This window comes from Bradyrhizobium sp. (assembly GCF_030697065.1).
In the GTDB taxonomy this organism is placed as follows: Bacteria; Pseudomonadota; Alphaproteobacteria; order Rhizobiales; family Xanthobacteraceae; genus Bradyrhizobium.
This window is the reverse complement of sequence record NZ_JAUYQU010000071.1, coordinates 1-17,953: the sequence shown is the minus strand read 5'-3', so window position 1 is coordinate 17,953 and position 17,953 is coordinate 1. Positions and strand designations below refer to the sequence as shown.

The 17,953-nt window shown below is 63.8% G+C and carries 20 protein-coding genes; 13 read left to right on the top strand and 7 right to left on the bottom strand.

Annotation, left to right across the window (positions count from 1 at the left end; all coding sequences use genetic code 11):
* The 4 genes from Q8R73_RS04950 to Q8R73_RS04935 form a co-directional block, all read left to right on the top strand.
* Positions 1–465: topoisomerase C-terminal repeat-containing protein (locus tag Q8R73_RS04950; protein ID WP_305718419.1), on the top strand; the 465-nt coding region annotated here is incomplete at its 5' end.
* On the top strand, positions 466–2,796 hold the full coding sequence (gene rnr, locus Q8R73_RS04945) for a ribonuclease R (protein ID WP_305718418.1): 2,331 nt from the start codon (positions 466–468) through the stop codon (positions 2,794–2,796). It begins immediately after the preceding gene.
* A gap of 3 nt (positions 2,797–2,799) precedes the next feature.
* Entirely contained in the window at positions 2,800–3,243 is a 444-nt protein-coding gene (locus tag Q8R73_RS04940; RefSeq protein ID WP_305718417.1) for a DUF983 domain-containing protein, read from the top strand.
* A 32-nt stretch (positions 3,244–3,275) separates the two neighbouring features.
* Positions 3,276–4,016 (top strand): NUDIX hydrolase, encoded by a 741-nt coding sequence (locus Q8R73_RS04935; protein ID WP_305718416.1) that lies wholly within the window; start codon positions 3,276–3,278, stop codon positions 4,014–4,016.
* A gap of 137 nt (positions 4,017–4,153) precedes the next feature.
* Here Q8R73_RS04935 and Q8R73_RS04930 read toward each other — a convergent pair whose 3' ends face one another.
* Complete coding sequence (locus Q8R73_RS04930) at positions 4,154–4,441, bottom strand: GIY-YIG nuclease family protein (RefSeq protein ID WP_305718415.1); 288 nt, start codon at positions 4,439–4,441, stop codon at positions 4,154–4,156.
* 270 nt (positions 4,442–4,711) lie between these two features.
* On the opposite strand from Q8R73_RS04930, the gene Q8R73_RS04925 reads away from it, so the two are divergent.
* Complete coding sequence (locus tag Q8R73_RS04925) at positions 4,712–6,037, top strand: LLM class flavin-dependent oxidoreductase (RefSeq protein ID WP_305718414.1); 1,326 nt, start codon at positions 4,712–4,714, stop codon at positions 6,035–6,037.
* A 124-nt stretch (positions 6,038–6,161) separates the two neighbouring features.
* On the top strand, positions 6,162–6,329 hold the full coding sequence (rpmG, locus tag Q8R73_RS04920; protein WP_045008041.1) for a 50S ribosomal protein L33: 168 nt from the start codon (positions 6,162–6,164) through the stop codon (positions 6,327–6,329).
* Positions 6,330–6,403: 74 nt separating this feature from the next.
* Here rpmG and Q8R73_RS04915 read toward each other — a convergent pair whose 3' ends face one another.
* From Q8R73_RS04915 to Q8R73_RS04905, 3 genes are read right to left on the bottom strand one after another with little or no spacing between them, the layout of a single operon-like run.
* The gene (locus Q8R73_RS04915; protein ID WP_305718413.1) at positions 6,404–6,613 is read right to left on the bottom strand and encodes a DUF2892 domain-containing protein; all 210 of its coding nucleotides are present in this window, start codon (positions 6,611–6,613) and stop codon (positions 6,404–6,406) included.
* A gap of 49 nt (positions 6,614–6,662) precedes the next feature.
* Positions 6,663–7,280: a YeeE/YedE thiosulfate transporter family protein gene (locus tag Q8R73_RS04910; RefSeq protein ID WP_305718412.1), complete on the bottom strand. Its 618-nt coding sequence runs from the start codon at positions 7,278–7,280 to the stop codon at positions 6,663–6,665.
* Positions 7,281–7,296: 16 nt separating this feature from the next.
* Positions 7,297–7,815, bottom strand: a complete 519-nt coding sequence (locus tag Q8R73_RS04905) for a YeeE/YedE thiosulfate transporter family protein (RefSeq protein ID WP_305718411.1) — start codon at positions 7,813–7,815, stop codon at positions 7,297–7,299.
* A gap of 148 nt (positions 7,816–7,963) precedes the next feature.
* Between Q8R73_RS04905 and ccoG the strand changes: the two genes are divergently transcribed.
* Positions 7,964–9,403, top strand: a complete 1,440-nt coding sequence (ccoG, locus tag Q8R73_RS04900) for a cytochrome c oxidase accessory protein CcoG (protein ID WP_305718410.1) — start codon at positions 7,964–7,966, stop codon at positions 9,401–9,403.
* Positions 9,404–9,406: 3 nt separating this feature from the next.
* Here the strand turns inward: ccoG and Q8R73_RS04895 are convergent, their stop codons facing one another.
* Positions 9,407–10,642 carry an MFS transporter gene (locus Q8R73_RS04895; protein ID WP_305718409.1) on the bottom strand — a complete coding sequence of 412 codons (1,236 nt, stop codon included), beginning with the start codon at positions 10,640–10,642 and terminating at the stop codon, positions 9,407–9,409.
* 161 nt (positions 10,643–10,803) lie between these two features.
* On the opposite strand from Q8R73_RS04895, the gene Q8R73_RS04890 reads away from it, so the two are divergent.
* Positions 10,804–11,430 carry a TetR/AcrR family transcriptional regulator gene (locus Q8R73_RS04890; RefSeq protein ID WP_305718408.1) on the top strand — a complete coding sequence of 209 codons (627 nt, stop codon included), beginning with the start codon at positions 10,804–10,806 and terminating at the stop codon, positions 11,428–11,430.
* Positions 11,431–11,548: 118 nt separating this feature from the next.
* Here the strand turns inward: Q8R73_RS04890 and Q8R73_RS04885 are convergent, their stop codons facing one another.
* Entirely contained in the window at positions 11,549–12,922 is a 1,374-nt protein-coding gene (locus tag Q8R73_RS04885; protein WP_305718407.1) for a PleD family two-component system response regulator, read from the bottom strand.
* Between the two features lie 12 nt (positions 12,923–12,934).
* Positions 12,935–13,300: a response regulator gene (locus tag Q8R73_RS04880; RefSeq protein ID WP_027538546.1), complete on the bottom strand. Its 366-nt coding sequence runs from the start codon at positions 13,298–13,300 to the stop codon at positions 12,935–12,937.
* Between the two features lie 227 nt (positions 13,301–13,527).
* On the opposite strand from Q8R73_RS04880, the gene Q8R73_RS04875 reads away from it, so the two are divergent.
* The 5 genes from Q8R73_RS04875 to Q8R73_RS04855 all read left to right on the top strand — a co-directional run bounded on the left by Q8R73_RS04875 (position 13,528) and on the right by Q8R73_RS04855 (position 17,769).
* The gene (locus Q8R73_RS04875; protein WP_305718406.1) at positions 13,528–13,827 is read left to right on the top strand and encodes a DUF3572 domain-containing protein; all 300 of its coding nucleotides are present in this window, start codon (positions 13,528–13,530) and stop codon (positions 13,825–13,827) included.
* Complete coding sequence (locus Q8R73_RS04870) at positions 13,806–15,122, top strand: DNA polymerase IV (RefSeq protein ID WP_305718405.1); 1,317 nt, start codon at positions 13,806–13,808, stop codon at positions 15,120–15,122. The genes Q8R73_RS04875 and Q8R73_RS04870 overlap by 22 nt, the downstream gene beginning before the upstream one ends.
* A 220-nt stretch (positions 15,123–15,342) precedes the next feature.
* Positions 15,343–15,525, top strand: coding sequence for a hypothetical protein (locus Q8R73_RS04865; protein ID WP_305718404.1), 183 nt, complete (start codon positions 15,343–15,345; stop codon positions 15,523–15,525).
* 13 nt (positions 15,526–15,538) lie between these two features.
* Positions 15,539–16,696 (top strand): PqqD family protein, encoded by a 1,158-nt coding sequence (locus tag Q8R73_RS04860; RefSeq protein WP_305718403.1) that lies wholly within the window; start codon positions 15,539–15,541, stop codon positions 16,694–16,696.
* Complete coding sequence (locus tag Q8R73_RS04855; RefSeq protein ID WP_305718402.1) at positions 16,693–17,769, top strand: nucleotidyltransferase family protein; 1,077 nt, start codon at positions 16,693–16,695, stop codon at positions 17,767–17,769. The genes Q8R73_RS04860 and Q8R73_RS04855 overlap by 4 nt, the downstream gene beginning before the upstream one ends.
* The last annotated feature ends 184 nt before the right edge of the window (positions 17,770–17,953 follow it).

The window sequence follows — 17,953 nt, the reverse complement described above, 5'->3', positions numbered from 1 at the left end:
AAGATTCTGAAGGGACCGAGCGGTCGCCGCTTCGGCGCCGATCCCGGCAAGCCGCTGGGCGACCACCCGACTCTCGGCGGCGTCGCGGTCAAGAGCGGCCGCTACGGCGCCTATGTCACCTCGGGCGGCATCAACGCCACCATCCCGAGCGACAAGACCCAGGAAACCATCACGCTGGAAGAAGCCATCGCGCTGATCGACGAGCGCGTCGCCAAGGGCGGCGGCAAGCCGAAGCGTGGCGCCAAGAAGAAGGCGGCGCCGAAGAAGGCCGTGGCCAAGGCGGACGCCGGTCCGAAGGCGCCGAAACCGGCCAAGAAGGCGGTCGCGAAAAAGGCCGCAGCCAAGCCGAAGTCCGATTCCGTCAGCAAGGCCCGCGCACCGGTAACCCCGGCCGCCAAGACATCCGCCGCCAAGCCGGCGCCGAAAACGCCGGCGAAGAAAAGCGCCGGCAAGGCCCGCGGCTAAGTGGCGAAGCAACGCGACAAGGGGTTTCCGGAACGGGACGCCATCGTCGCCTTCATCCGCGCATCCAAAGGAAAGATCGGCACCCGCGAGATCGCGCGGGAGTTCGGCCTGAAGAATGCCGACCGGGTCGAGCTGAAGCGTATCCTGCGCGAACTCGCCGACGAGGGCCTGATCGCCAAACAGGGCAAGGCGCTGCACGAGCCGGCGGCGTTGCCGCCGACAGTGATGGCCGACATCACCGGCCGCGACAAGGACGGCGAGTTGATCGCGACCCCCACCGAGTGGGATGAAGAGCAAGCCGGCGCGCCGCCGAAAATCCGCATCCACGTGCCGCGCCGTCCGCAGCCGGGCACCGCAGCCGGCGTCGGCGACCGCGCGCTGCTGCGCGTCGAAAAGCCTGACGATGGTGAAGGTGCCGCCTATCGCGGACGCGTCATCAAGGTCATCGACCACGCGAAATCCCGGGTCCTCGGCATCTTCCGCGCGCTGCCGGACGGCGGCGGACGGCTGATCCCGGTCGACAAGAAGCAGGTCGGGCGGGAACTGAACATCGCCAAGGCCGACTCCGGCGGCGCCGAGGACGGCGATCTCGTCAGCGTCGACCTCATTCGCTCGCGCGGGTTCGGACTCGGCTCCGGCAAGGTCAAGGAGCGGCTCGGTTCGCTCGCTTCCGAAAAGGCGGTCAGCCTGATCGCGATCCATTCCCACGAGATTCCGCAGGCCTTTTCACCCGCGGCGCTGCGCGACGCCGAGGCCGCAAAGCCCGCGACGCTGGCGGGACGCGAGGACTGGCGCGACGTACCGCTCGTCACCATCGATCCGCCCGACGCCAAGGATCACGACGACGCCGTCCATGCCGAACCCGATCCCGACCCGGGCAACAAGGGCGGCTACGTCGTCACTGTCGCGATCGCCGATGTCGCGTTCTATGTGCGGCCGGGATCGGCGCTGGATCGCGATGCGCTGACGCGCGGCAATTCGGTTTATTTTCCGGATCGCGTGATGCCGATGCTGCCCGAGCGGATATCCAACGATCTCTGCTCGCTGGTGCCGGGCGAGCCGCGCGGCGCCCTCGCCGTGCGGATGGTGATCGGTGCCGACGGCCGCAAGCGCTCGCACAGCTTTCACCGCATCCTGATGCGCTCGGCGGCAAAACTGAATTACGCGCAGGCGCAGGCGGCGATCGACGGCCGCCCGGACGACACCACCGGCCCCCTGCTCGATCCGATCCTGAAACCGCTCTACGACGCCTATGCCACCGTGAAGAAGGCGCGCGACGAACGCGATCCGCTCGATCTGGATATTCCCGAGCGCAAGATCCTGCTGAAGCCCGACGGCACGGTCGACCGCGTCATCGTGCCGGAGCGGCTCGACGCGCATAAACTGATCGAAGAGTTCATGATTCTCGCCAATGTCGCGGCGGCGGAAATGCTTGAAAAGAAGGCGCTGCCGCTTATCTACCGGGTGCATGATGAGCCCTCGCTGGAGAAGGTTCATAACCTCCAGGAATTCCTGAAAACGCTCGACCTGCCGTTCGCGAAATCGGGCGCCTTGCGCCCGGCGCTGTTCAATCGCGTGCTGGCGCAGGTCAAGGGACACGATTCCGAACCGCTGGTGAACGAAGTGGTATTGCGCAGCCAGGCCCAGGCCGAATACGCCGCCGAGAATTATGGCCATTTCGGCCTTAACCTGCGGCGCTACGCGCATTTCACCTCGCCGATCCGGCGCTATGCCGATCTCGTCGTGCACCGTGCCCTGATCCGCGGGCTTGGCCTCGGCGAAGGCGCGCTGCCGGACACCGAGACGGTCGAGACGCTGAGCGAGGTCGCCGCCCAGATTTCGGTCACCGAACGCCGCGCCATGAAGGCGGAACGCGAAACCGCCGACCGCCTGATCGCGCATTTTCTCGCCGACCGCATCGGGGCCACGTTCCAGGGCCGCATCTCCGGCGTCACCCGTTCCGGGCTGTTCGTCAAACTCTCGGATACCGGCGCCGACGGCCTGATCCCGATCCGCACGCTCGGCACCGAATATTTCAATTATGACGAGACCCGACACGCGCTGGTCGGCACACGCAGCGGTGCCATGCACCGGCTGGGGGACATCGTCGACGTTCGTCTGGTAGAAGCAGCCCCGGTGGCAGGCGCGCTGCGGTTCGAACTGCTGTCAGAAGGCACCGTCGCTCCGCGCGGACGCAGCAGGCGACGCGGCGCCGGCGCCGGCGACGCGATCAGAGCGAAGGCGAAAACACATCCCGGCCGCAGCCCGCGCAAGGGCAAAGACAAGGGCAAGTCGGGCAAATCGAAGAAGGGCAAGCCCTTCAAAGGATAGACCATGGATACCGTCACCACGCATGCCCGAACCTGGATCCAGGAGCAGGAATCGGCCGAAAAGCGCGACGTGTGGACCGCGATGAAGCGCGGCTTTCGCTGCCGCTGCCCGCGTTGCGGCGAAGGCAAACTGTTTCGGGCCTTCCTGAAGGTCGACAATCACTGTTCCGATTGCGGACTGGATTTCACGCCGCACCGCGCCGACGACCTTCCGGCCTATCTCGTCATCGTCATCGTCGGCCACATCGTCGTCCCCGCCGCGCTGTGGATCGAGACCAATTATGCGCCGGCGGTCTGGCTGCAGCTCACGATCTACCTTTCATTCACGCTGGTCGCATCCTTGCTGTTGCTGCAGCCGGTGAAAGGCGCCGTGGTCGGTTTGCAATGGGCCTTGCGCATGCACGGGTTCGACGAAAATGCCGTGGATGACGAGATATCGCCGGGCTGAAGAACAAGAACGAGAGAACAAGTGGGGACGGAATGACTGACGCTGCTGCCGCCGTAGACCAGGGAAAAGAGGCCGACCATCATCCCTATTTCCGGCCGAAAGACGCCGCCACGCTGATCCTGGTCGATCGCAGCGCCACGGTGCCGAAGGTTCTGGTCGGCAAGCGCCACGACAAGGTGGTATTCATGCCCGGCAAATTCGTGTTTCCCGGCGGGCGCGTCGACAAGACCGACAACCGCGTGCCGGTGGCGGCGCCGATCCCGAAGGCGCTCGAGGAAAATCTGCTGAAGGGCAGCCCGAAGATCACGCCGTCGCGGGCGCGCTCGCTGGCGATTGCGGCGATCCGCGAGGCCTGCGAGGAAACCGGGCTTTGCCTGGGGCGCAAATGCGACGTCGCAGCGCCGAAGCTGGAAGGCGCCTGGCAGGCCTTCACCCAGGCCGGTCTGCTGCCGGATCCCTCCGGACTCTACCTGATCGCCCGCGCCATCACCCCGCCCGGCCGCGTCCGCCGCTTCGATACCCGGTTCTTCACCGCCGATGCCTCGGCCATCGCCCATCGCGTCGAGGGCGTGGTCCATGCCGAAGCCGAACTGGTCGAACTGGTATGGGTCGATCTCGGCTCGAAACATCTGGCCGACGCCCACCCGATGACGAAGAATGTCCTCAACGAACTGCAAAAACGCCTCGCCACCGGCCCGCTCAGCCACGACGCGCCCGTGCCGTTCTTCCATTTCTACGGCAACAGGATGCAGAAGGACGTGCTGGGGGCGTAGCTGGCCGCCGGCCCCTCAACGTCATTGCGAGGAGCCCTTGCGACGAAGCAATCCATTCTTTCTTTGCTTAGATGGATGGATTGCTTCGCTTCGCTCGCAATGACGCAGATGTTTTTGGGCGAACGCATATTGAAAGCTTACGCCAAGGTCTCAAACAGGTCCTTCCATTCCGGATTCAGCGCCTCGATCAACGCGAGCTTCTTGGCGCGGCTGCCGGCCTTGATTTGCTTTTCCCGGGTGATGGCGTCGATCATGGTCTCGTGCAATTCGTACCAGACGAGTATCTTGCAGCCGTATTTCTTCGTAAACCCGTTTCCCAATCCTTCTCGATGCTCAAAGGCGCGTCGTGGCAGGTCCGATGTGACGCCTGTATAGAGCGTGCCGTGGCGTTTGCTTGCCACGATATAGACGCAGGGTTGCTTCATCAGCCTCGTCCCGTTTCCGCCAGGCCATTTACCCTGTCATTGCGAGGAGCCCCTGCGACGAAGCAATCCATTCTTTCTTTGCTCGGATGGATGGATTGCTTCGCTGCGCTCGCAATGACGTTGAAAGAGCCGGGGATTACAATCCCCGCAACGGTGAAAATGTCTCCGATCCCCGCTCAATTCGCAAGATTCTTCTCGCCCGTGCCTGATGCCTTTGTGAAAAGGCATCCCTATCTCCAACGAACACTAACCAACCTCAGGAATTGAGCCATGGCAAAACGTCAGTTGCGGCTCGGCGCGTTCATGCGGCCGGTTTCGATCCACACCGGCGCGTGGCGCTATCCAGGCGCCTGGCCGGACGCCAATTTCAATTTCTCGCATATCAGGAAGCTGATCCGGAAACTGGAGGCGGGAAAGTTCGACGCCTTCTTCATGGCCGATCATCTCGCCGTGCTGAACATGCCGGTCGATGCGCTGAAGCGCAGCCACACCGTCACCTCGTTCGAGCCGTTCACGCTGCTGTCGGCGCTGGCGGGTGCCACCGAGCATATCGGGCTGATAGCCACGGGATCGACCACCTTCGATGAGCCCTATCATGTCGCCCGCCGCTTCGCCTCGCTCGATCACATCAGCAATGGCCGCGCCGGCTGGAACATCGTCACCACCTCCAATCCGGATGCGGCGCTGAATTTCGGGCTCGATGACCACATGGAGCATGCCGAGCGCTACAGGCGGGCGCGCGAATTCTACGACGTGGTCGCCGGCCTGTGGGACTCCTTCGCCGACGACGCCTTCGTGCGGGATGTCGAGCGCGGGCTGTATTTCGATCCCGACAGAATGCACGTGCTGAATCACAAGGGCAAATATCTCTCGGTGCGCGGTCCCCTCAACATCGCCCGTCCGGTGCAGGGCTGGCCGGTGATCGTGCAGGCCGGCGCCTCGGAGGACGGCAAGCAGTTGGCCGCGGAAACCGCCGAAGCCGTGTTCACTGGCGGCGGCCCGCTCGCCGACGCCCAAGTACTCTATGCCGACATCAAGGGCCGCATGGACAGGCTCGGCCGCGACCGCAACAATCTGAAGATCCTGCCCGGCGCCTTCGTCGTGGTCGGCGACAGCGTCGAGGAAGCCAAGGAGAAACGCGCTGTGCTCGACAGCATGGTGCATTACGACAGCGCCATCGCCTCGCTCTCGGTCCAGCTCGGCACTGACGCCTCCGGCTTCGATCCCGACGGGCAACTGCCCGAGATCCCCGAAACCAATGCCTCCAAGAGCGGCCGCCAGCGCCTGATCGACCTTGCCGCGCGCGAAAAACTCACCGTGCGCCAGCTGGCGCAGCGGGTCGGCGGCTATGGCGGCCTGTCGTTTGTCGGCACGCCCGAAACCATCGCCGACCAGATGGAGCAATGGCTGACATCGGAGGGCTGCGACGGCTTCAACATCATGTTCCCGTTCCTGCCCGCCGGGCTCGACGACTTCGTCGACAAGGTCGTGCCGGAACTGCAGAAGCGCGAAATCTTCCGGCGGGAATACGAGGGCAAGACGCTGCGGGAGAATTTGGGCCTGCCGCGGCCGAAAAACCGGTTCTTCGAGAGTTAATGAGCCGGAATCGGGCCGGTTTTCGCCCGCAAAACCTTGACTTTGGGCTGTCAGAAGCTAGGTTGCCCGGCAAATGCGGGCCTGATGGGCCGGCGTCCGATTCCAGACATCAAGGGTTCTAAACATGGCCAAAGCGGTCACCATCAAGGTCAAGCTCGTTTCCTCGGCGGATACCGGCTTCTATTACGTCGCCAAGAAGAATTCGCGCACCATGACCGACAAGCTGGTCAAGAAGAAGTACGACCCGGTCGCGCGCAAGCACGTCGAATTCCGCGAGTCCAAGATCAAGTAACAATCGCGGGACGCTACTGACTTCGAACGGGGCCTCGCGGCCCCGTTTTTATTTGTGAAGCGATGGCCGGGATTTCATTTTCCCTGCCGGATCGGGCAACTCGAGAACCCGAACACGGAATAGGCCGGGCAATAGCCCAACGCGCCGGTCGCGAGCGGCACGATCCCGATCCAGCCGATCCAGTTCCAGCCGGTCTGGGGAAAGCCCAGCGGTATGGCGAACGCCAGCAGCACGATTCCAATGATGATACGCGCGGCGCGATCGATCGATCCAACATTGCTCATGGTCTTTATCCCTGGTGTTTGAGGTAGATGTGATGAAAAGCTGCCGCGGTCATTCCGCAGGTGCCAGCCGCCCGCGTCGCTGCGGCGCCGTCTCCGCAAGATCTCCGTCGACATTCGCGCCGAGGTCCTTGCGCCAGGGCCGCGCCCTCTCCATCAGCGCGAGGACGACGATGATGACCACGGCCAGCGCCAGCGCGCCCTGCCAGTAGGGAATGCCGGCGAGATCGGAGAAGATCAATTTCGGCCCGGTGCCGATCAGCGACTTGGCGAGCCACGGCTGGGCATAGGAGAACGCCACCGCGCCTGCGAGGCCGCCGAGCAACGTGAAGATCGCGTCGCGATAGCCGACGCCGATCTGCGCCAGCGTGGTGCCGGGACAGGCCCCCGCCAGCGCGATGCCGGCGCCGAGGATCAGCCCGCCGACGACGTCGGCGGCGTAAAGCGCCGCCTTGGGCTGCAGCTTGATGAAACCGAATCCATGCAAGACCGCCAGCACCACGGCGCCGGTGGCCACCGCGCTCAGAAACACCTTGAGCATGATCCAGTTGCGCAGCTGCATCTGGCCGACGATCATTCCCGGCTCGAACACCCGCGATTTTTCCAGCGCGAAGCCGAACGCGATTCCCATCAGCGCACCGCTCAGAATTCCGACTGCAACGGACGACATGATCATCCCTCCCTTGTTAAATTCGACGCAGCAGCAGCAGGGCGGTGGCGATACCGCCTGCGAACATCGCAGCGACCGCAACCGTCGAACCGACCGATAATTGCGCCACCCCCGACAGGCCGTGGCCGCTGGTGCAGCCGTCGGCGATCCGGGCTCCGAACAGCATCAGGAAGCCGGCTGCGAACGCCACCATGTAGCGCAGGCTGGAGGACGACGAGCCGAGCGCCCTCGCCCAGATCGGCGAGATCGGCGCGCGGACGGCGCCCGACAGCTTCATCGACAGGAAGGCGCCGATCGCAATGCCGATCACCAGCGCCACCTGCCAGAGATTCTTGGCACTCGCCGCGACGTGCTTCGCCGCATAATCGATCGTGAGCAGCGAAGGGTCTACCAGACCGGCAATCGCCGCCCCCACCGTGACATAGGAGGAAGAGGCCCCCAATGCGGTCTCGATCAGCAGGAATGCCGGTATTTGCAGAAGGCCTATCAGGATACCCGCGGCATAGGGCGACCAGGCCTTGTCGAACGGCGACATCAGCAACCTCCTTCAGTATATTAGTATTTAATAATATATTGGGCTGAAGACGCGCCGGATTGACCTGGATCAATTGCGCGCCCGGGAGCCGCGAATAAATCTGCCTTCGCGGTCGCGAATTGACCTGAAGGTCCGGAAGCATCACGTCATGGGCGAAACCATCATCGAAGGGCCGCTCTATGCGCCCCGCAAGAAGGTCTATCCGCAGGCCGTCCAGGGCCGGTTCCGGCGGATCAAGTGGGCGCTGCTGGCGGTGGGGCTGGCGGTTTATTACCTGCTCCCGTTCGTGCGCTGGGACCGCGGACCGGGCCTGCCCAGCCAGGCGGTGCTGCTCGACCTGCCGAATCGCCGCTTCTATTTCTTCTTCATCGAGCTGTGGCCGCAGGAAGTGTATTATTTCACCGGCCTGCTGATCATCGCAGCGATGGTGCTGTTCCTGATGAACGCCGTGGCCGGCCGGATCTGGTGCGGCTATCTCTGTCCGCAGACCATCTGGACCGACCTGTTCTACGCGGTCGAGCGCTGGGTCGAGGGCGACCGCCGCGACCGCATCCTGAAGGACAAGCGCGGCTGGACCTTCCGCCATGTGCGCGAAGTCGCGACCAAGCACTTCCTGTGGCTGATGATCGCCTGGTGGACCGGCGGCGCATGGGTTCTGTATTTCTCCGATGCGCCGACGCTGGTGAAGGACCTCGCCACCCTGCAGGCGCCGTTCACCGCCTACCTCTGGATCGGCATCCTGACGGCGACCACCTATGTCTTTGCCGGCCATGCCCGCGAGCAGGTCTGCATCTACATGTGCCCGTGGCCGCGGATCCAGGCGGCGCTGACCGACGAGTGGGCGCTCAACGTCACCTACCGGCGCGACCGCGGCGAACCCCGCACCTCCGTCAAGAAGGCCGAGCAGTTGCGCCTCGCCGGCCAGCCTGCCGGCGACTGCATCGATTGCCACCAGTGCATCAACGTCTGTCCAACCGGCGTCGATATCCGCGACGGCATCCAGCTCGGCTGCATCCAGTGCGGGCTTTGCATCGATGCCTGCGACGCGATCATGCTGCAGACCAACCGGCCGCCCGGACTGATCGCCTACGACACCGACATCAATGCGGAGCGCCGGATCGCCGGCAAGCCGCCGGTCTATCGCCTGATCAGGGCACGTACCGTTCTCTATGCCGCCATCATTGTGCTGGTCGGCGGCATCATGCTGTACACGCTGGCGACCCGCAGCTCCCTTGGCATCAGCGCACTGCACGAGCGCAGCCCGCTGTTCGTCACGCTCGCCGACGGCAGCGTCCGCAACGACTACACTGTCCGCTTCCTCAACAAGGCCGGCGTGTCACGCGCCTTCACGCTGGAGCTGACGGGACTTCCCGCCGCGGAAATCCGCACCTCGGGGATCGAACGCGGCGCGGACGGCAAACTGATCGTCGAGGTCGGGCCGGACCAGACCAGGGAAATCAGGGTATCGGTGCAGGTCCCCGCGGCGAAACTGCCGAAGGAAGCCACCGACATCGAATTCAGGGCCACCCACGTCGAAACCGGCCTGTCCGCGTCGGTGCGCGACCATTTCGTGCCGGGCGGGCGGTAATCCCTATCGCGCGGGCACCATCGGCGGCGGCGCGCTCGGCCTTATCAGCGCGAACGTCACCTGGATGATGCCGCCGGCCAACCCGAGCGCCACGCCGATCCGCCATGCCATGGTGTAGGAGCCGAGCGAATCGTACAGCAGGCCGCCGCCATAGGCGCCGAGGAAGCTGCCGAGCTGGTGGCTCATGAAGGCGAGCCCCTGCACCATCGCCTGCCACTGCAGCCCGAACATCTCGGCCACGGCGCCGGCGACCAGCGGACCGACGCCCATCCACAGAAAGCCCATGAGCGCGCCGAACAGCAGCGTCGATGCCGGCGACGGCGGCAGCATGAAGTACCAGGCCAGGATCAGCGAGCGCGCGATGTAGATGCCGCCGAGCAGCGCCAGCTTGTTCCAGCGCTGACCGGCCCAGCCGAAGAACAGGCTGCCCAGCACGTTGAAGCCGCCGATCATGCCCAGCGTCTGCGCGCTCAGCATCGGGTCCATGCCGCAGATCGCGAGGTAGGAAGGCAGATGCGTGGTGAGAAACACCAGCTGCATGCCGCAGACGAAATAGGCCAGCGTCATCACCACGAACGACGCATTGCCGAACGCGATCTTGACGGCGACGGCGGCCGAGGTGTCCGCGATATCGTCGGGTCCCTTCGGCGGCAGCGGCACCTTGTCCACCCGGCCCGCATACCAGGCCGCCGGCAGCATGAAGAGCGACAGGATGACGAATCCCATCATGCCGGTGCGCCAGCCGAACCCCTCGTTCAGGAGTTGCCCGATCGGCGCCGACAGCAGGGCGCCGAGCGATCCCGCCGCCGAAACGATGCCCATCACCGTACTGCGCACCGCCGCCGGCACCGAACGCGCCGCCACCGACATCGCGATCGCCGCCGCCGTGCACGCCAGCGATGTGCCGATCAGCACGCCGCCGCCGATCATGACGGTGAGCATGCCCTGCGCGCCGGCCAACAGCGCGAGGCCGACGATGTAGAACAGCGAGCCGACCATCATGATCGGGCGAAAGCCGTAGCGCACGGTCATGGCGCCGGCCAGCGGCTGCAGGAATCCCCAGGCGAGGTTTTGCACTGCCAGCGCCAGCGTGAAATCGGACACCGAGATCTTGATGTCCTGGGTCAGGGGCTGCACGAAAATGCCGAGGCTTTGACGCAGGCCCATGCTCAGCGTGAGCATGATGGAGGCGCCGATCAGGATGGGCAATGTGGGACGGAGGATCTGCAGCAGGGACATTGTTGTTTTTCTTCCGTTGGGCCGCGGCCGCAATTTGCCGCCCTGCCGTCGCATCGGACTTGATTACACCGATCTGTGTAATTAATGTAGGAGCCGCGCTGCTGTCAAGGCAACCGGAGAAGGGTTTTCCACGCAATATGCCGCCCGACGAAAAACCCACCATGAAACAGCGGATTCTCGAAACGGCCGACCTCCTGTTCTATCAGCGCGGCATTCGCGCCATCGGCGTCGACACCATCGCCGCCGAGATCGGCATCAGCAAGCGCACGCTCTACAATCACTTTCCTTCCAAGGACGAACTGATCGCGGCCTATCTGGCCGGCCGCTTCACGAAAGCCCCCGCCTCCGGCAAACCGCCGGTCGAACAGATTCTCGGCACCTTCGACCGGCTGGAGCGCGGTTTCGCGGCCAAGGGGTTTCGCGGCTGCCCGTTCGTCAACGCGGTCGCCGAACTCGGGAGTGAGGATCAGTCGGTCAGGAAAATCGCGATAGCCTTCAAGGAAAGCCGCCGGCTCTGGTTTCGCGATCTGCTGAAGCAGCTCGCTGTCGCCGACGCGGAAGGCCTCGCGACCCAGCTGACGATCCTGGTCGACGGTGCGATCGCGCAGGATCTGGTGCGCAACGATCCCTCGATGGCGCGCGCCGCGAAGGAAGCGGCGAAGGTGCTGCTTGCGAATGCGGGGGTGGAGGTTGGCGGGGAGAAGAGTTCGCGGGGCACCCCGAAAGGGCGTAACGCCGCCTCATCGCATACAACTGTCGTCACCCGCGAAGGCGAGGGCTTTGCGTAAGTCGGCAGTATCCCAGAGACGTCAGCGATCGATCGAGAGGCCGCGGCGTACTAGGTCCCCCGCATTCGCGGAGGACGACGACTGGTGGTGTGGCTGGCACGTCGCTACACGTCCCCAGCTACGCCGCCGCTGAAACCACCCGGTTGCGTCCGTCATGCTTGGCGCGGTACAGCGCCGTGTCCGCGCGCTTCAGCACGTCGGCGACCGGCTCGCCCTTGGTCTCCAGGGTCGACAGCCCGATCGAGATCGTGACCTCGATGCGCTTGGTCGCCTTGTTGACCGCGAAGGGTTCGCCGGCGATCGAACGGCGCAGCCGTTCGGCCACCATGCCCGCGACATGCAGGTCGGTTTCCGGCATCACGATGACGAATTCCTCGCCGCCATAGCGGCAGGCGAGATCGATGCCGCGGATCGACTTGCGGATCCTCACTGCAAATTCGCGCAGCACGTCGTCGCCGGCGTCGTGGCCGTAATTGTCGTTGATCGACTTGAAGAAGTCGATGTCGAGCATCATCAGCGCCAGCGGCTTGCCGCGGCTGGCGGCCTGCTCGGCCAGCGCGCCGAGATGGCTTTCCATGTAGCGGCGATTATGCAGCCCGGTCAGCGCGTCGGTGATCGCCGCCTCGATCGAGTTCTGCATGTTGTCGCGCAGATGATCGGTGTAGCGCCGCTTGCGAATTTGCGTTCGCGCCCGAGCCAAAAGTTCGTTCTTGTCGACCGGGCGCAGCAGGTAGTCATTGACGCCGATCTCGAGACCGCGCAGCAGCCGCGCATTGTTGTCGGCGTCGGCGATCGCCAGGATCGGCACCTGCCGGGTCCGCTCCAGCGAGCGCGCCTGGCTGCACAGCCGCAGGCCGTCGAAATTGTCGAGACCGAGCGAGACGATCAGCAGGTCGTAATTGCCCTCGGCGGCGTGGAACAGCGCTTCGGCCGGGTTGGCCTCAACGTCGACGGTGTGCTCGGCCGAGAGCACAGGCGCCAGCCGCTCGTAGGATGACGGCCGGTCGTCGACCAGCAGGATGCGGCCGCCCTTCCCGGTATCGGCCACGGCGCTGCGCTCCGGCGCCTGCACGCCGATCTCCAGCGAGGTGATGGCGCGCATGCGCAACTCGTCGGTCATCATCTTCAGACGCGTCAGCGAACGCACCCGCGCGATCAGCACGATGTCGGACACCGGCTTGGTGAGGAAGTCGTCGGCGCCGGCTTCCAGCCCGCGCACGCGGTCGGCCGGACTGTCGAGCGCGGTGATCATCACCACCGGAATGAAATGCGTGGCCGGGTTGGATTTCAGCCGGCGGCAGACCTCGAAACCGTCCATGTCCGGCATCATGACGTCGAGCAGGATGATGTCGCATTCGGCACGCGCGCAGACCTCGAGCGCCTCGGTGCCGCTGGCGGCGGTCAGAACATCGAAATACTCGGCCGACAGCCGCGCTTCCAGCAGCTTGACGTTGGCGGGCACGTCGTCGACGACCAATATACGCGCAGACATCGAAAATTACTCCTATCCGATAAAACGCCGGACGGTCTCAATGAATTTGCCGACCGAAATCGGTTTCGACAGATAAGCCTCGCAGCCGCCCTCGCGGATGCGTTCCTCGTCACCCTTCATCGCGAACGCGGTGACCGCGACCACCGGAATCGCGCGCAATTCGGGATCGTCCTTGATCCAGCGCGTGACCTCGAGGCCGGACACCTGCGGGAGCTGGATATCCATCAGGATCAGGTCGGGCCGAAGCTTGCGCACGAGATCGAGCGCCTCGAAGCCGTTCGACGTGCCCGAGGTCTGATAGCCGTGCGCTTCCAAGAGATCGCGAAAGAGCTTCATATTGAGCTCGTTGTCCTCCACGATCAGGACGGTTTTGGCCATCCCGTCCCTCCCAATCTCCTAAAGGAAACAGACCGGCTGCGGAGCTCTGGAGCACTGCCGCCGGTGTCGATATCTGATTCAAACTAGCGCCAGATTCGCTCTAACCCGTTAAGCTCACATGCCGTCTTTATGCGAAGTGGTTTCCACTTGCTTGAACACGTTCCGCAGACTCGGGCATGGTGCTAACAAAATAGAGACCATAAGTTAGCGAAAGGCAAACGGATCAGTTGAAAAAGCCTGTTCACAACCCCCGGGAAGTAGCTGAAATCGTTGCGGTTCAGGCGCTGTCCTTCATCGCCTCCGAGCCGGAGCGGCTGGGCCTGTTCCTGGCCGAATCGGGGATCGGCCCGGAGACCCTGCGCAATGCCGCGGCCGACCCGCGATTCCTGGCCAGCGTGCTGGATTTCATCATGCGCGATGACGCAACCGTGAAGGCGTTTGCCGATGTCTCGCAACTCCATCCCACCAACATTGCCGCGGCGCACCAGGCGCTGAACGACCCCCAATGGGAGCGCGACGTGCCGTGAGCACGGCCGCGCCGGCGGGGGGCGGGCCGACCTGCTTTTGCCGGGATTGCCTCGGCGACCTCGACTTCGCGGCCAGGCGATGTGGCGCATGCGGCTCCCCTCGCCTGGTCCGCCACTTGGCCCTGCCGTCGCTGACTTTGGCCCATATCGATTGCGACGCGTTCTACGCCACCGTGGAGAAGCGCGACAATCCCGAGATCGCCGACCGGCCGGTGATCATCGGCGGCGGCAAGCGCGGCGTGGTGTCGGCGGCCTGCTACATCGCCCGCACCTTCGGGGTGCGCTCGGCGATGCCGATGTTCAAGGCGCTGGAACTGTGCCCGCACGCCGCCGTGATCCGCCCCGACATGACGAAATATGTCCGGGTCGGCCGCGAGGTCCGCCATGCCATGCAGGCGCTGACGCCGCTGGTCGAGCCGCTGTCGATCGACGAAGCGTTTCTGGACCTGGCCGGCACCCAGCGCGTTCACGGCATGATCCCGGCCAAGGTGCTGGCGCGCTTTGCCCGCGAAGTCGAGCGCGACATCGGCATCACCGTATCGGTTGGCCTGTCCTGCAACAAGTTTCTCGCCAAGATCGCCTCCGATATGGACAAGCCGCGCGGCTTCGCCACGCTCGATCAGAAACAGGCGCGGATCATGATGGCGGACAGGCCGGTCGGATTCATCTACGGCGTCGGACCGGCGACCCAGGAAAGGCTGCTGCAGCGCGGCTTCCGCATCATCGCCGACCTGCAGCGCGCCGACGAAGTCGAGATGATGAAGCAGTTCGGAGCCGAGGGCCGCCGGCTGTGGCGGCTGGCGCGCGGCATCGACGACCGCAGCGTGGAGCCCGAACGCGGCGCCAAGACCATTTCCAACGAGACCACTTTCGAGACCGACATCCGCGACTTTGCCACGCTGGAAAAGACCTTGTGGCGGCTGTGCGAGAAAGTGTCGTCGCGGCTGAAAAGCGGCGATCTGGCCGGACTGACCATCACGCTGAAGCTGAAGACCGCCGATTTCAGGCAGCGCACCCGCTCGCAATCGATCCACGCCCCGACCCAGCTGGCGGCGAAGATCTTTGCCGTCACCCGGGAAATGCTGGCGAAGGAAATCGACGGCACCGCGTTCCGCCTGATGGGCGCAGGCGTCAGCGCGCTGCGCCCGGGATCGCTGGCCGACGACACCGACATGCTGGACCGCCGCTCCGCCCATGCAGAACGCGCCATCGACGGCCTGCGCAAGAAATTCGGCGATGCCGCCGTGATCAGGGGCATTGCGTATGACGGGCCGGACAAGATGGAAGAGGGTTAGCTCGCAGTTCCGAGGCAACTCGCGCATGGTTGCACGCACACCAGACTCCGCGCCGCCTGAGTTCCTCGGTCGGAAACCGAACACAAGAGTTGCCGTGAGTAGCCGAACGGGATTGCATTCCTGCGGCGCGCAGGTTGTGCGCAACTGATCACGGCGCCGGCAATATCGTCTTGTCAGGTCAGAGCACGGCAATTATCATCATGCTTTAAAGAGGTGAATTATGAAGAAAATGGAACCAGAATCCGATTGCCAGGATACGGCGTCGACCGACTTGCAGGTGGACAGCGCCCGAAGAGAAGCGATCGGCAAGATCGGCAAGTTTGCGGCCTACACGGCGCCCGCCATGCTGGCCGTGCTGACGGGTGAAGCCAGAGCGCAGGGCGCGAGCCCCCCTCCTACGTAACCATCGAACCGAATTGCCCCGACACTATCGTCGTTCCTCGGGAATCTCGGAATTCCCGAGCGACTCAGGGCTGCTTCTTTTCGATCCCCTGTTCAACCGCCTGCTTGCCTTCAACCAGGCCGCCCGGCTGCTCTGGGAGTCGATCGACGTCGGCGTCAGCCTGGACGGGATAGCTGCGGATTTTGTAGCGAAGTACGGCATCTCACTCGCGACCGCGCGGCGTGACATCGACGCGATGATCGAGAACTGGCAGGCGCTTGGCTTGCTCGGCGGCGATGACCGACCTGTACCCGTTCAGGCGCAGGATTGCACCGACTGGCCGCAGGCTCCACCGTCTGCCTGGCGAGACACGGCGATCTACACGGTCAGGGACAAGACGTTCTCGCTGGCAAGCGAAATGCCCGATTCGCTCGCCATGATGCGGCGTTTCTTTCGACATCTCGAGACGCCAGACGCCGAGCCTGGGTTGCGACTCGAAGTCAGACAGACCGCCGACGGCTCGCCTGCTCTGCTGTTGAACGGCCGCGAACAATTTCGTACCGGTGACGAAGCACAGCTGATCGGCGGCATCAGTCAGGCCGTACTCGAATATCTTCATCCCGGTGTCGAATGGCTCGCCATGATGCATGGCGGAGCCGTCACGAGGAACGGCCGGGGACTGGCGTTTCCCGCGACCAGCGGCAGCGGCAAGACAACCCTGATTGCCTCCCTCATCGCTCGGGAAGGTTTCACCTACCTTGCGGACGATTTGATCGTCCTGTCGGCGCCGTCGGGTCATATCGTGCCGTGGCCGATGCCGCTGAACATCAAGGAAGGCAGCTGGACACTCTTGTCTCGATCGCACCCAGGCCTGAATGATGCCCCCGTGCATGATAGCTTTCGCGGAGCCGCGCGGCTGCTCGTTGCCCCCTCGTCGAGCTGGTACGCCGATCCGGCGCCGGTGCAGGCGATTGTCTTTCCACAGTATGCCGCGGGCGCAGCCGTCAAACTGACCAGGATTCCGGCGTTCGAAGCCATCGCACGATTGCTCAACGACAGGATCTGGCTCGGGTACCCGATGACCGACCATCGGATCCGTGCATTTCTTGCATGGATCAACGCGACGCCCGCCTACAGCCTGGTACATGGCAACGTTGCCGATGCCGCCCGGTGTCTGGAAGATCTGCCATGACGAGGTGGCAGGTGTTCGAAGAACTGTGCGGCCTCCTGCGAGCGGGGTTGCGCGGCACGCCACCGAAGCTGACCGACGATCCCCCGTGGGACCAGCTGATACAAGCCAGCAGCTATCATGGAGTCACTCCATTCCTGGCGTGGAGTCTTCGAGATCACCGGGAAATCGATCCCGCGGCCGCGGAATATCTGACGGCGATCCTCGCGCTCAACACGCTGCGCAATCGGCAACTGACCTTGGTGATGGGACGGGTCGCGCAGGCACTCAACACGATCGATATCGTCCCGGTTTTCTTCAAGGGTGCGGCTTACCTTGCCGGCTCGCTTTATCCGGATCAGGGTATGCGCTTCACGGGAGACATCGACCTGCTGCTGCCAGGAGGTAGGGCGCCGGATATCAGCAGGGTGCTGATGGATGCCGGTTTCGACGGCGAGCAAGCGCGCCTTCTCGTCAGGACGAAAAGTCCGTTTCTTCCGCATTTCCGGGATCGGGAAACCGGCGCCATTCTGGATACGCATCAAGCGATTGCTCCGCAGGAATGGCAGGCCATCTGCGAGCCTGTCGGCTTCGAGGCCCGATGCCGGCTCGTGGAGGTCGGCGGCGCCCGGGTTCGCATACCGAACCCGACCGACTTGATCGCTCACTCGATCGTCCACAATCAACTGAAGGACCGATACTACCAGCGCGAAACCGTTCACCTGCGCCAGCTTCTCGATCTGGATTTTCTCTGTGATCGCCACGCCAGCGAGATCGACTGGATGGATCTGGAGGGCCGTTTCGAGAGTACCGGAACCGCCTCGGCACTCAGCAGCAACTTTCATTTCGTCGAAACGCTGCTTCATCGGAACGCTCCGAAATTCAACTGCCCTCCTCGTCCGCTCGCTCTGGAATTGCTGCGCAGGACGATCGAAAACCCGGGACGTCAGCGGCAATTTCTCATGTCCTCGTGGGTTTCGCAGTATGTTGCAGGGTTGAGGGCCCGGCCGCTCAGCGTGCTGAACTTGCTGAACGCAAAAATCTTCGTGCCGCGCCTGCGTCGACTTTACGGCATCGTTCGCGACAGGAAATGGTGAGAACGCCAAAGAGGAATTCGCATAAGAACACGTATATTATGCTGTAATCCGCTTAGGCTACACGTGGGTTCCCGTCAGCATTTTGCCCGATGGCCGCAGCATTGCTGCCCATGTATGGCCACCATTGCCCTTCAACACCGCCGCATCCGACGCGACCGACACGAGTGTCGTCCGTCCAGATCGC

Bases quoted from the DNA above. Each gene is read 5' to 3' on its own strand.
- Q8R73_RS04940 (WP_305718417.1), top strand. From the start codon at position 2,800: ATGGATACCGTCACCACGCATGCCCGAACCTGGATCCAGGAGCAGGAA.
- Q8R73_RS04935 (WP_305718416.1), top strand. From the start codon at position 3,276: ATGACTGACGCTGCTGCCGCCGTAGACCAGGGAAAAGAGGCCGACCAT.
- Q8R73_RS04930 (WP_305718415.1), bottom strand. From the start codon at position 4,441: ATGAAGCAACCCTGCGTCTATATCGTGGCAAGCAAACGCCACGGCACG.
- Q8R73_RS04925 (WP_305718414.1), top strand. From the start codon at position 4,712: ATGGCAAAACGTCAGTTGCGGCTCGGCGCGTTCATGCGGCCGGTTTCG.
- rpmG (WP_045008041.1), top strand. From the start codon at position 6,162: ATGGCCAAAGCGGTCACCATCAAGGTCAAGCTCGTTTCCTCGGCGGAT.
- Q8R73_RS04915 (WP_305718413.1), bottom strand. From the start codon at position 6,613: ATGAGCAATGTTGGATCGATCGATCGCGCCGCGCGTATCATCATTGGA.
- Q8R73_RS04910 (WP_305718412.1), bottom strand. From the start codon at position 7,280: ATGTCGTCCGTTGCAGTCGGAATTCTGAGCGGTGCGCTGATGGGAATC.
- Q8R73_RS04905 (WP_305718411.1), bottom strand. From the start codon at position 7,815: ATGTCGCCGTTCGACAAGGCCTGGTCGCCCTATGCCGCGGGTATCCTG.
- ccoG (WP_305718410.1), top strand. From the start codon at position 7,964: ATGGGCGAAACCATCATCGAAGGGCCGCTCTATGCGCCCCGCAAGAAG.
- Q8R73_RS04895 (WP_305718409.1), bottom strand. From the start codon at position 10,642: ATGTCCCTGCTGCAGATCCTCCGTCCCACATTGCCCATCCTGATCGGC.
- Q8R73_RS04890 (WP_305718408.1), top strand. From the start codon at position 10,804: ATGAAACAGCGGATTCTCGAAACGGCCGACCTCCTGTTCTATCAGCGC.
- Q8R73_RS04885 (WP_305718407.1), bottom strand. From the start codon at position 12,922: ATGTCTGCGCGTATATTGGTCGTCGACGACGTGCCCGCCAACGTCAAG.
- Q8R73_RS04880 (WP_027538546.1), bottom strand. From the start codon at position 13,300: ATGGCCAAAACCGTCCTGATCGTGGAGGACAACGAGCTCAATATGAAG.
- Q8R73_RS04870 (WP_305718405.1), top strand. From the start codon at position 13,806: ATGGGAGCGCGACGTGCCGTGAGCACGGCCGCGCCGGCGGGGGGCGGG.
- Q8R73_RS04865 (WP_305718404.1), top strand. From the start codon at position 15,343: ATGAAGAAAATGGAACCAGAATCCGATTGCCAGGATACGGCGTCGACC.
- Q8R73_RS04855 (WP_305718402.1), top strand. From the start codon at position 16,693: ATGACGAGGTGGCAGGTGTTCGAAGAACTGTGCGGCCTCCTGCGAGCG.